9 protein-coding genes are annotated in these 12,151 nt (G+C 64.1%); 6 read left to right on the top strand and 3 right to left on the bottom strand.

Annotated elements, in window-relative coordinates; genetic code table 11:
* Nucleotides 1-33 precede the first annotated feature (33 nt).
* Together LZC94_02500 and LZC94_02495 are read left to right on the top strand one after the other, a co-directional pair.
* A complete protein-coding gene (locus LZC94_02500; protein WXB16151.1) occupies nucleotides 34-1,008 on the top strand; it encodes a YafY family transcriptional regulator in 975 nt (324 codons plus the stop codon).
* Nucleotides 1,009-1,050: 42 nt separating this feature from the next.
* Nucleotides 1,051-1,518: a GFA family protein gene (locus tag LZC94_02495; protein WXB16150.1), complete on the top strand. Its 468-nt coding sequence runs from the start codon at nucleotides 1,051-1,053 to the stop codon at nucleotides 1,516-1,518.
* Between the two features lie 15 nt (nucleotides 1,519-1,533).
* Here LZC94_02495 and LZC94_02490 read toward each other — a convergent pair whose 3' ends face one another.
* Nucleotides 1,534-2,139 carry a DUF1349 domain-containing protein gene (locus LZC94_02490; GenBank protein ID WXB16149.1) on the bottom strand — a complete coding sequence of 202 codons (606 nt, stop codon included), beginning with the start codon at nucleotides 2,137-2,139 and terminating at the stop codon, nucleotides 1,534-1,536.
* A gap of 27 nt (nucleotides 2,140-2,166) precedes the next feature.
* Nucleotides 2,167-3,114, bottom strand: a complete 948-nt coding sequence (locus LZC94_02485) for a DMT family transporter (protein ID WXB16148.1) — start codon at nucleotides 3,112-3,114, stop codon at nucleotides 2,167-2,169.
* A 209-nt stretch (nucleotides 3,115-3,323) separates the two neighbouring features.
* Between LZC94_02485 and LZC94_02480 the strand changes: the two genes are divergently transcribed.
* Nucleotides 3,324-4,700, top strand: a complete 1,377-nt coding sequence (locus tag LZC94_02480) for a radical SAM protein (protein WXB16147.1) — start codon at nucleotides 3,324-3,326, stop codon at nucleotides 4,698-4,700.
* Nucleotides 4,701-4,710: 10 nt separating this feature from the next.
* On the top strand, nucleotides 4,711-5,739 hold the full coding sequence (locus tag LZC94_02475; protein ID WXB16146.1) for a hypothetical protein: 1,029 nt from the start codon (nucleotides 4,711-4,713) through the stop codon (nucleotides 5,737-5,739).
* Here LZC94_02475 and LZC94_02470 read toward each other — a convergent pair.
* Nucleotides 5,703-8,789 carry a CHASE domain-containing protein gene (locus LZC94_02470; protein ID WXB16145.1) on the bottom strand — a complete coding sequence of 1,029 codons (3,087 nt, stop codon included), beginning with the start codon at nucleotides 8,787-8,789 and terminating at the stop codon, nucleotides 5,703-5,705. The genes LZC94_02475 and LZC94_02470 overlap by 37 nt on opposite strands.
* Before the next feature lie 311 nt (nucleotides 8,790-9,100).
* On the opposite strand from LZC94_02470, the gene LZC94_02465 reads away from it, so the two are divergent.
* Together LZC94_02465 and LZC94_02460 are read left to right on the top strand one after the other, a co-directional pair.
* Nucleotides 9,101-10,408: a diguanylate cyclase gene (locus LZC94_02465; protein ID WXB16144.1), complete on the top strand. Its 1,308-nt coding sequence runs from the start codon at nucleotides 9,101-9,103 to the stop codon at nucleotides 10,406-10,408.
* 783 nt (nucleotides 10,409-11,191) lie between these two features.
* Nucleotides 11,192-12,109, top strand: a complete 918-nt coding sequence (locus LZC94_02460; GenBank protein WXB16143.1) for an ATP-binding protein — start codon at nucleotides 11,192-11,194, stop codon at nucleotides 12,107-12,109.
* Nucleotides 12,110-12,151: the final 42 nt, after the last annotated feature.

Genomic DNA, 12,151 nt, shown 5'->3' with positions numbered 1-12,151 from the left:
ATCTTGACCACAACCTGGGCCATAATGAATTTCATGAGCGATCCGAGCCGTCGCATGCTCCAGCTCCTCTCCTTGCTGCAGAGCGGGCGCTCCTGGGGCGGCCACGATCTGGCGGAGCGGCTCGGTGTGAGCGCGCGCACCCTCCGGCGCGATATGGATCGCCTCAAGGAGCTCGGCTATCCCGTCGAAACGGCGCGCGGCCCCGAAGGCTATTATCGGCTAACCGCCGGCAAGGCCATGCCGCCGCTGCTGCTCGAAGACGACGAGGCGGTGGCCATCGCGATCGGCCTTCGGCTGGCGTCGGCTGGGACCATCGCCGGCATCGCGGAGAGCTCGGCCAACGCGTCGCGCAAGCTCGAACAGGTCCTGCCCGCGCGGCTGCAGCGCCGCGTTCGTGCCCTCCACGCATCGACGGAGGCCGCGCCGAGCAGGTGGCCGCAGGTCGACGCGCACGTGCTGCAGACGATCGCGTCGGCTTGCCACAAGCATCAGAGACTCCGACTTACGTACCGCACGCGCGAGCGCGAACCGGCGATCCGCCGGGTCGAGCCGTACCGGCAGGTGCTCTCGAAAGGCCGTTGGTACCTGCTCGGATGGGATCTCGATCGGCACGACTGGCGGACGTTTCGCGTGGATCGCGTGATGGATCTCGAAGATACCGGGATGACCTTCGCGCCCCGCGAGCTGCCCTCGAAGGACGCCTCCACCTTCCTCCACGAAGAGCTGAAGACCTTGGTGCCCCGCCATCACGCGGTGGTGACATTCGACGCGCCGCTCGCCGAGGTCGCGAGCCGGCTCGGGGGCAAGGATGGCACGCTCGAAGAGCTCGATCCGAACCGCTGCCGCTACTCGGCCGACGTCGATTCGTTCGAGTGGCTGGCCATCACGGTCGCCATCTCGGGCTTCGACTATGCCATCGAGCAGCCCGCGGGGTTCATCGCGTACTCGCGCGAGCTGGCCGCGAGGATCGCCATGGGGGCCCGCCGCGGCGCGCGCGCGCGCAGTTGAAATGGGCATAGCGTCTCGCGGGGGCGCGACTACAATCGGCGCATGAACCTTCCCATGCTCGGCGGCTGTCGCTGTGACCGGGTCCGCATCCGCGTTACGAAGGCGCCGCTCATCACGACGGCGTGTCATTGCAATGGCTGTCAGCGCATGTCGTCCAGCGCGTTCTCGCTGACGGCGCTCTTTCCGGCGGACGCCTTCGAGGTCACCCAGGGCGATCCCGTCATCGGCGGGCTCCACGGGCCCGACGCGCACCATTTCTTCTGCGCGCACTGTATGACCTGGATGTTCACGCGCCCGGCGGCGCTGCCGCACATCGTGAACGTGCGCCCGACCATGCTCGATGAGCACGCATGGTTCGCACCGTTTCTGGAGACCTTCACGAAGACGAAGTTGCCGTGGGCCGTCACGGGCGCGGTGCATTCGTTCGAGGAGTTCCCGCCCATGGAGGCGTACGAAGCGCTCTTGCAGGCGTTCGCGTCGCATGGCGCGGGGACCGGCTCGACATCGTAAAACATAGCAGAATGGTCAGACGCCGGGCCCTTCGGCGTGCAGGCTCGCGTCGGCCGCGCCGCGCACGAAGCGGGTGAATCGAACGACGAGGCCCCGGCGCGTGGGCGAGCAACAGAACGGTCCAGCGTTGGCGACGACGTCGGGCGCGAGCGGGGTCACGCGGACCAATTGCCATTGACCGTCGCCCTTGTGGGCGCGGATGGTCAGGGCGTCGCCGGAGCGGCTGGCGCGCACCGTAATCGGCCTTCGAATCCATTCGGGCGCCGGGGCGAGGGACCAATCGGAAAATTCACGGGTGGCGACCGCTCCCAACTGCGGAACACCATCGGAGAACTCGACGCCGGCTTTGACCCACGTGCGTTCGTCGACCCGAACCATGATGCCCGCTTGATCGAAGAGCGCCTCGAAGTCGGCTTCATACGTCACCTCGATCGCCGTACCGAGCGGAAGCGCTGCGAGAAGCGCATGCCCATTGTCGTGAATGAAGCCGTAGCTGGTCCGCCTCCAAAAGTCGCTGCGATCGGCCGTCGATACGATCAAATCGTCCCCGTCGATGTCGACGCTCGGCGGCCGATTGAGCCAGTGGGCTACGTTCCAGGGTATCGTCCGATTGCCTTCCAAGGTGACCTCCGTGGTTCAAGGAGCACGTTAGCGCATCGGGCCAGCGCGCGCGGCGCGTCGAAGGTCGCCATGGGCCCCTTCCGGTCGCGACGCGCTCTTGGCGCCCAAACCCACCAGCACCCCGAACACGACGAGAGCCATGCCCACCAACTGCGCGCCGCTTGGACGCCCCGTGCCAAGCGCCATCGAAGCCCCCGCGGCAGCCACGGGAACGAGCCCCGTGAAGAGCCCGGCCCGATCGGCCCCCAACCGCACGATGGCCGAGTACCAGAGCAAGAAGGCCAGGGCGCTCAGCAGAAGGGACAGATAAGCCAGCGCCAGAAGCTCCTGGACGGTGGGCATACGAACGACACCGGAGCCGTCCGCGAGAATCCCGGCCAGCAGCAACATGGGCACCGCCGCCCCGCATACGTACATCGACAAACGGAGCGCGCCCAACTTCGGGAGAAGAGGAACCGCCAAAAGCGAGAACAGCACTCCGCCCGCCAGCGCACCCGCCGCCAAAAGAAAACCAATGGGATCGCCCCCGCCGAACCCCTGCGCGATCGCGGCCCCGAGCGACACCAAAACCGCGGCCCCCACCAGTCGAAGGCCCGGACGCTGGCCCTCGAGCAAGGGTGTCGCGAGCGCGAGCACGATGGGTGTGCAACCGATGACGGTGCCCAATGTCGTTGGCTGCGTGTAGCGCAGGGCAAGCAAGATGCAGACATTGAAGCCGACGAGCCCCGTCGCCGATAGAAGCATGAGCCGAAGCACATCCCGGCGATCGAGCTTGACCAAGACGATGCCCTGCGCCCGCGCAATCATTAGAAATATCAACGTGGCAACCGCATAACGCAGGGCCTGTCCGCCCAGCACCGGGTAATTCACCAAGAGAACGGAGACGGCCGCCGAAGCGCCCACCAAGGTTTGCGCTCCGCAGGCCGCCAAAACCCCATATGCAACGTTCTTGTTCACCACGGCAATGGTATCCATTGGCGCACCGAGTGAAAGAGAGCACGCGAATTCGTGTCGCAATCACAACACTGCGCCGGGTGTTGCGCCGACGACACTATCGCGAATTCCACACTACGTTCAATTTAAACGACTAACGCAAATGCGCGCGCTACAGCTAGGTAAATTTATATTACAAAGTCTCCGCACCGTAACTGGCGCCCATCGGAAATGTGGTGTAGATCGCTCGCATGTTGTCCAATGGCGATATTTCGATTTTCGACCACGACGTGGACACCCCGGCGCAAAGGCGCACGCGCGTTGGGCTCCTTCCGGTTTCGGCCGAAAGGATCGCCGATGCGCAGCGACGATTGAACGAGGTCGGCGCAGTTCAGCCGAAGAAGATCGACTTCCAGAACCCCTTCTTCACCCAGCCGCGCGATACGAAGATTTGCGCCGTCGAGAACCTGTTGGGCGAGCTCTCGGGCACGAAAGTACGGCATATCTACCTTCATGTACCCTACTGCATGACACGTTGCATTTACTGCCACTACCCCATCGTGCGCCCGGGCACCGAAAAAGCCGACGAGCACTCGGCGTTCGTGGAGACCCTGGTTCGCGAGATCCGCGCCTGGTCCCGGTCCGGGCTCGATTTCGGCGGTCTGCAGACCATCGCGCTGGGCGGGGGTACCCCCAATGCGCTCAGCCACCAACATCTGGAAACCATTCTGCAGACCCTGGCGGAGTGCTTCCCCACCCGGCGCGAAGTATCCATCGAGGTGCTCCCATCGTTCCGCATTCTGGACGAGGACAAGTACCGGATCTTCCAGGCCGCGGGTGTCAATCGCCTGAGCGTGGGCATCCAGTCGTTCAATGATCTCGTCAACGAGGCAAACCGGCGAACGTACCAACGGGAGGACGAGACGCGCGCGCTCATCGGGCTGGCGCGCACCTATTTTCCCAATATCTCCGTTGACCTGCTCTATCGGCAAAAGGCGCAAGAGTGGAGCGACCTGGTGCGCGACGTCGACGAGGTCAAGAAGCTCGATGTCAATTCGATCTATCTCTACCAAGTCCGCGAGTCCATTGGCACCAAGTTCAGCGAGCTCCAAGAGGCATTGAATTACTTCTTGGTCGAGCTGACCAAGGACGGCACGTACGAAGCCATCAGCTTCGATCAAGTGATCCGAAAGCGAAACGATGATGGCATGTGCCAAGCACGCAGCGGCCGGAGCCAGTGCGAGGACTTGCTCGGCATCGGCCCGTCGTCGGTATCGGAGCTCGGTGACTATACGTTTCGCAACGTCGACACCCCCATGTATCTTCAACCATCGTCGTCGACGCGTGTGGACGAGACGACCATCATCCGCCGCGAGCAGGAGTGGCGCCAGTGCGAATGGATTAGCCGCGGTCTCCGTCATTTCAACCTTCCACGGCTCGACGGCGTCTCGTTTGCGATGTTCGAGGAGCGCTTCGGCGAGCGGCCGAGCGAAGCCATCGTGGGCAGGCTCCAGTTTCTCGAGAGCATCGGGTTGCTGGAGCTGGGGAAGGCCCACGCCACCTTGACCGATCTGGGCATGCTCTTTACGCAAGCCATCAGCGGGTATTTGATCGGCCACTACAAATAGACGAGGCCCCGTGAAAGCCGATTACGAGTTCGTGAAACAACTCACGGAGGGGACCCTCTCGGAGGAGGAGCTGCTCCGAGCTCGGGCCCGCTCCGTCGACGGAAGCCACGGCGACATCATCCTCAAAGAGACGCTGTTGGATCGCCGCTATGTGCGCGAGACGAGGACGCGGCTCATGCAGTCCGTGCACCCGGAGGACTACATCGTCTCGTCCTTTCCGGCCAGCTACCTGCGTGGCTGCGCACTGAACCTCCGGAGCGAATTTTTGATTCTGCGCTATGTCGGCCGCGCGGAGTTTCGATTTTCCGATGCCGAGCGGTGGATCGAGACGACCGTGCGTGATTTTCGGTCCGTCGAGGCGCGGTCCATCGTCTACCGCCTCTGCGACTACAACCCGGACGACTTCGGCTTCCTCCCCGAGGAGAGCCGGGGGGAGGAGCCATCGCGCGGCGCCCAGCGGCTCTTGGACGATCCGCGCCTCCTCGAGCTCGACTTGCGCCTGGTCGACGCCTTTCTCCGCGAGGGGCTGCCCGTCGACATCCTCGTTCCCTTCGTCCAGTTCCCCGCGCAGCTCGAGCGCTTGCGCGAGCGCATCGATACGTTCTTCGAACGACGAACCAAGCGCCCGGGCCGCGTGGGCTCGACCCTCGAAGTCCCCGCGAACCTCTTGCAGATCAAGAAATTTTCCGCCGCCGACTTCTTCGTCTTTGGGCCCAACGATCTGCTCAAGTATTATTACGGCGGCGTCGACCGCAATTCGCGCCACTACACCAATGTCGAATCCCGGCTCTTGCTGGGCCCCCTCGGATCGGCGTTGATGGCGCTCGATGCCATGGGCGCGCGGACCATTTACCTCATGAAGTCGCTGATCGCGCTGAGCGACGAGCTACCGCTGGCGGCGTGCACGCGCACCACATTTCGTCGCTTTCACATGCCGCATCAGCTCGCGGAGCCGATCGCTGAATCGCCCGCATCATCGCCGGCGTTGGGGTCCGCGCGTGCTCATGGGCCGCCGCCATCTGCGGCGAAGGTGAGTTGAAACGACGTCCCGCCCCCGCCGTTCACCTCCAGCTCCGCGTCCAATTGCTCCGACAGCGTGCATATGAGCTGGAGGCCCAAGGAGTCGGATCTTCGGATATCGAGATCCGTCGGCAACCCTACCCCATTGTCTTTTACCGCCATTCGGAGTTGCCCGGTCTCGAGCTTTGCCAGCTCGACCCGAATCGTTCCTTGGCGGCCATCTCGGAAGCCGTGCTTCAAGGCATTCGTGATGAGCTCGTTCAAGACCAGCCCACAAGGGATCGCCCGGTCGACGGCCAGCGCGAGATCCTCGATGGCGAGATCCAAGGTGACGCTGGTGAGCGACGCGCCGGTCGCTTCGAACACGTTGATGGCCAAGCTTCGCGCGTACTCCGAGAACGGGACCCGCGAGTAGTCCTTGGATTGATAGAGCTTCTCGTGAATGAGCGCGATCGCTTGCACGCGCGTCTGGCACTCTTCCAGCGCGTCGCGGTTGCTGTCTGCGTCGAGCTTTCGCATCTGCATGTTGATGATGCTGGAGATCACCTGCAGGTTGTTCTTCACCCGATGATGAATCTCCTGGATCAACACCTCGCGCTCCCGGAGCGCCTTGGACAGATCGGCGGTGCGCGCGCTGACCCGCGCCTCCAGCTGCGTGTTCAGGTTTTGGAGCTCCTTCAGCAGCTGGTCGCGCTCGTACTCCGCGCGTTTGCGGTTGGTGATATCGCTGTTCATTCCTATCCAGCCGCGCACGCGGCCTTCCCCGTCCAAAAGCGGGACGGCCCTGGCGGCCGTCCAGCGCCACTCTCCGCTCACGTGCCGGATGCGGTACTCGGTGTCGATCGCCGACTTGGTCGCGATGGCGCTCTCCCAGAGCGCGGCCACCCGATCCCGATCCTCGGGATGAAAGGCTTCGAACCATTCCCCGCTCCGCCATTGCTCGTAGGTCTGGCCGGTGAAGGCCCGCCACGAGGGCGAGTCCTCGACCACCTCGCCGCTGGGCCCCGCCGTCCAGACGATCTGCGCCGAGACGTCCACGAGCGTACGGAACCGCTCGGCGCTCTCACGGAGGGTGGCCTCGGCCATCTTGCGCGCGGTGATGTCGACGATCGAGCCGAGCACGAAGTCCCCGTCCGCGGTGCGCATCGGATTGAGCCCGATCTCGACGGGCACTTCGGAGCCGTCTTTGCGTATTCCAAATAGCTCGCGCCCTCCGCCCATGGGCCGCGCCTCGGGCTCTTGAAAGAATTTGGCCCGGTAAGCCGGGTGCCGGCCGCGCGATTGGGCGGGGACCAAGATCTCCACCGATCGCCCGATGAGCTCTTCGCGCGCGTAGCCGAACAAACGCTCGACCTGCGCGTTCACCAACACGATTTTTCCGGTCTGATCGGCCATGAGCATTCCGGCCGATGCCGCTTCGATGGTGGATCGGAACTTCTCTTCCGCTTGGAACGCGCGAATGGCCTCCGCGCTGCTCTCCGCGAGGGTGCGCTGCACCTGAGAGGCTCGGCCCGTCGCCATCAGCAGCATGACGCCGAGGATGCCGACGAAGAGGAGGCCGCCCGCGAGCACCATCCACGATTGCCAGCTACGATACACCGCCAGATAGGCCGCCGACGCCGTGACCTCCAAGGTCCAGCGGCGCCCCCCGAAGTCGAACGAGTCGCGCCAACGTCTCGAGCTCACGCCATGGTCGTTTTGCGCGCGCCTGCTGGGGCCTGCGCTCGTTTGCCGGCTCGCGTACACGGTCCGATCCTCGTCGCGGGCGTCCTCGTCGAGGATTCGAAAGTCGAGCCCTTCGTGGTCGACGCTCTTCATCGCCGTTTCCATCACATGATCGATTCGAAAAACGCCGACCACGTAACCGCGCAGCGGTCGCGAGGCGCGCGTCGGCGCACCATCGCGCGCGGGCGCGAAGACGGGGGCGACCAATAGGACGCCCTGTTGCCCGCCTATCTCTTGAATGAGGGTCACCCGCGATGTCGCGCTCAGCTCACCCGAGTCGCGCGCTCGGATCAGCGCCTCCAGGCGGTCCGGCTCCGAGGCGATGTCGAAGCCGACCGCGGGCCCATTGCCCTCTTCGGGCTCCAAATAGTACACGGGTACGTATTCTGCGCGGGCCGCGGCGCGTCGCAGCACACCCTCCGGATCCTGTTCGGTAATCTCGAAATGAGACAAACCGTCGCGCCTCGCGGCGGCTTCGAACTCGGCTCTTCGAGCGTCTTCCACGCGAGGATTCCAGCCTAGCCCTTGGATGCCCGGATATTTTCTCAAGGCGCGCTGACAGAACTCGCGAAATTGCGCGCGGCTGACATCGGGGGAAGCTTCGAACAAGCTCGAAAGGAACCCCACGACCCCTTGGTATTCGGAGAGCCTGGCTTCGAGCGCGTGCGCCAGCGGGGTAGCTCGCCGCTCGAACTCGGTGCGCAGACGCGTCTCCTCCCAGGCGCTCGCCCTCAGAAAGAGGCCGGTGACCACCGCAAAACCGACGAGCAGCGGGACACCGACGGTCGCGCGACGGCGGCGCCAAAGAGGATCGAGGCGAGGAATGAACAAGAGGGTGAGCGGCGCGAAGATCAAGACACCGATGGCGTCGCCGATCCACCACGTCCACCAATTGAAGGCGAAGTTGGCCCAAGGAACCACCCCCAACCCGCACAACGTGGTCACACCGATGGTCGGGCTCAAAAGGCAGGGCAGCGGGCCGCCCAGAAAAATGAACTTCGCGATATCGTGATTGGCCTCCAACGCCGTCGGGAACCCCACGAATTTGCGAATGAGCAGCGCCCCTACGGTGGCCTGGCCGGCTGCGCCGACCCCGATGCCGATGGCGATCCCGATGGACTCGGCCAACGCCGCGCTGCTGCTCGCGTCGAACGACGTGCCCGCGTTGACGAAGAACGAGCCCACGAAAATGGCGGGCGCCATCCGCGGGCCCCACAAAAGGATGAACACCAACGCGGCGCCCGCGGCGGGCCACACGGCGGTCGCGTAGCCGGGCGGTATCGCCATGAGCAGCGCGAGCCTCCCCGCGGCGCAGTAAATCGCCGCGACGAGAAACGAGCGCAAGACCCACCTCCCGGCGCCGCCCCCGGCGTCCGTCTTCCTCCCGGAGCCTCTCACGTGGCGCTCGGCCGCACGGCCCTTCATGTCACTGGGCATCGCCTTGGTTTCCCCCTCGAGTCCACCTCGTCTGCCGCGAGCTGCTTACCCAAGCAACCTCAGTGTCAGTGTAAGCGGTCACGCTCCAAAGCCACTAGCCGATCGGCTGCTGGGCTATCGACACATGGCTCTTCCGCCCCATTGCTCTGTCGTACGTGCGCGCACCTAATTTCGCGGGCCCGTTTCTTGTCGTCGTTTGGCCCATGGCACAGTGAGAGATGCGGAAATATTCGGTGCTCATCGTGGAAGACGAGCGAATCGTCGCCATGGATCTTCAGCAAATGTTGACTGCGCTCGGATACGACGCATACGCGATTGCATCGTCGGCCAACGAAGCGTTCGCGCGGGCGAGCGAGAAGCGCCCGGACGTGATCCTGATGGACATTCGCATCAAAGGCCAGCTCGACGGCATTCGCACGGCCGCCATCCTTCGCGAGAAGTTCGACGTCCCGCTCGTCTACCTCACGGCCCACGCCGACGACGCCACCATCGCGCGGGCGAAGAAGACGGCGCCGCACGGCTATTTGCTCAAACCCGTCAAGACCACGGAGCTGAAAAGCGCCATCGAAGTATCCATTTATCGGCACGAGATGGAGAAGGACCTGCGCAGCCGCGAAGCGCTGCTCAGGGATACGCTCGCATCCATCGAGGATGGGATCGTCACATTGGATTCGCAGTCGCGTATCGTGCAGATGAACGCAGCGGCAGAGACCCTGACCGGCTGGAAGCACGCCGAAGCAAAAGGGAAATCGCTGGTCCTCCTCCTCTGTCCGAAGGCGGGCGACCGGAGCGTCGACGCTGCGCTCGGCACCGAGCTGCCGGATCGGGTCGAAGCCGTCTTGAACGATGGGCTCACGCGCCATGGCGAAGGCGCCGAGGGGCCGACGGGTCGAAGCTTTGGCTATTCGATCACCGCCATCTCGGACCGCATCGGGCGCACCGTCGGCGCCGTGCTCCACCTGCACGACATTACGGAGCAACGTCGCTCGGACTCCGAAATTCGCGGGCTCCACGCGCACCTGGCGGAGCTGGCGACGACGGACGAGCTCACCGGGGTCGGGAATTATCGCGCCTTCAAAGAGCGTCTGAGGCAAATGGTGGCCGAGGGGGAACGAGGCCGGGCGTTTGCCATGGTGCTCTGCGACGTCGACGACTTCAAACGAATCAACGATGGGCTGGGTCATCGCGCCGGTGATCAGGCGCTGGTGGAGGTCGCCCGAGCCTTGAAGGACAACGTCCGCGAGACCGACTTCGTGGCCCGCTGCGGCGGCGACGAGTTTTGCATCCTGTTCACCGACGTCAGCGAAGAAGCCGCCGTCGCGCTCACGGAGAGGCTGCGGCAATCGATTGCATCCATTCGCGAGCCGAGCCCCGTCACTGCGAGTTTTGGGCTTTGCGCCTATTCGAAGTCATTCGATGGAAATACGGCGGCGTTCGTCGACGCCGTCGACGCGGCCCTCTATCAATCGAAGCGCGAGGGGCGAAACCGGGTGGCCTGCGCGCCGAGGCGCGGCGCGTGGAGCTGAGCTGGGCAACTCGGGGGCGGCTCACACGGCTTAGATGGATGGCCGAGCAGGACGTCGATCGCCCATAACCGTCCAGAGACGGACGCGGTAGCCTAGTGGAGGCCGACCCATGCTGGAATTCCTACGGCGCCTCTTCTCGTCCGACGGGTTCATGCCCCACGGTCACTGCTACCTGTGGAGCCCCGAGATCGTCTGGCTGCACGTCATCTCCGATGCGCTCGTGGCGCTGTCGTACACGACAATCCCATTCACGCTCTACTACGTCGTACGAAAGCGGAGGGACCTCCCCTTCAACTGGATGTTTCTCTGCTTCGCCCTGTTCATCGTCGCGTGCGGGGCGACCCACTACATGGAAATATGGACGCTGTGGACCCCCGTATATCGGTTGTCCGGCATCGTCAAAGCGGTTACGGCGGCCGCCTCGGTGCCCACGGCCATTCTCCTCGTGAGGCTCGTCCCCAAAGCGCTGACCATTCCGACGCCCGAGCAGCTCTCGCGGGCGAACGAGGAGCTGCGAAAAGCGCACGAAGTGCTCGAGAGCCGCGTTCGGGAGCGAACCGCCGAGCTCTCGCGCACCAACGAGGATCTGGGCAAACAAATCCTCGAACGCGAGCGGATCGAAGGCGCGCTACGCCGCAGCGAGAGCCGCTTTCGCAGCCTGGAGCAGGCCGGCATCATCGGGGTGATGACGGCGGACTTGCATGGAAACATCTTGGAGGCCAACAGCGCGCTCTTGAACATGGTGGGGTACACGCGCGAGGAGGTTCACGAAGGCAAGGTCCGATGGTCGGACATGACACCCTCCGAATGGCGGAGCTTGGACGAACGCGCGATCGGGCAGCTCCGGGCGACGGGGATCGCGCGGCCGTGGGAGAAGGAATACCTTCGAAAGGACGGGACGCGGATCCCGATCGTTTTGGCGTGGCGATGCTCGAGGGGAGCCGCGACGAGTGCATCGTCTTCATCTTGGATCACACGGAGTACAAGCGCTCCCAGCGGGAAAAAGAGGGGCTCCTCGAGCAGCTCCGCGTGCTCAACACCCAGCTGGAGGAGCGGGTGCGCGCCCGCACCGCCGAGTTGTCGGCCATGCTCAAAGAGCGGGAGATCCTCCTCCAGGAGGTGCACCATCGCGTCAAGAACAACCTCCAGGTCATATCGAGCCTCATCAACATTCAATTACGAAAGCTCGAAGAACGCGCGAGCCGCAGCGCGCTCGAAGAGTGCCAGACGCGCGTGCAGGCCATCGCCCTGATCCATGAGAAGCTCTACCAATTCCAAGATTATGCGCGCGTGCCATTCTCGGAGTACGCCAAGAGCCTCGCGGGCAATGTGCTCCACGCGGCCGGTATCGCGCCGGCCAATATCTCGTTGGAGCTCGCCGTCGAGGATCTGACGATCGCGGTGGATCGGGCGATCCCGTGCGGGCTGGTCCTGAACGAGCTGATGACGAACGCGCTCAAGCATGCGTTTCCGGACGGACGTTGCGGGACCATTCGGGTGACGCTTTCGCGGCTGGGGGGTGGCTTCCTCCGGCTCTCGGTGAGGGACGACGGGATCGGTTTGCCCGCCGATACCGATTTTCGAAGAACGGGCTCGCTCGGGCTGCAGCTCGTATCCACGCTCGCCGAACAGCTGGAGGGGACCGTCTCCGTGCACAATGAGCTCGGGACGACATTCGAGCTCACCTTTCCGGCGGATTGATGCGACGGAAGGCGGAACGGTTCTCGAGGGAAATCGACGGGA

The sequence above is a fragment of the Sorangiineae bacterium MSr11954 genome, assembly GCA_037157815.1.
Lineage (GTDB): Bacteria > Myxococcota_A > Polyangia > Polyangiales > Polyangiaceae > Pendulispora > Pendulispora albinea.
This window is presented reverse-complemented; position numbering and strand designations above follow the sequence as displayed.

Excerpts from the sequence above, each read along its gene's own strand:
- LZC94_02500 (WXB16151.1), top strand. The coding sequence starts at position 34 with ATGAGCGATCCGAGCCGTCGCATGCTCCAGCTCCTCTCCTTGCTGCAG.
- LZC94_02495 (WXB16150.1), top strand. The coding sequence starts at position 1,051 with ATGAACCTTCCCATGCTCGGCGGCTGTCGCTGTGACCGGGTCCGCATC.
- LZC94_02485 (WXB16148.1), bottom strand. The coding sequence starts at position 3,114 with ATGGATACCATTGCCGTGGTGAACAAGAACGTTGCATATGGGGTTTTG.
- LZC94_02480 (WXB16147.1), top strand. The coding sequence starts at position 3,324 with ATGTTGTCCAATGGCGATATTTCGATTTTCGACCACGACGTGGACACC.
- LZC94_02465 (WXB16144.1), top strand. The coding sequence starts at position 9,101 with ATGCGGAAATATTCGGTGCTCATCGTGGAAGACGAGCGAATCGTCGCC.
- LZC94_02460 (WXB16143.1), top strand. The coding sequence starts at position 11,192 with ATGGTCGGACATGACACCCTCCGAATGGCGGAGCTTGGACGAACGCGC.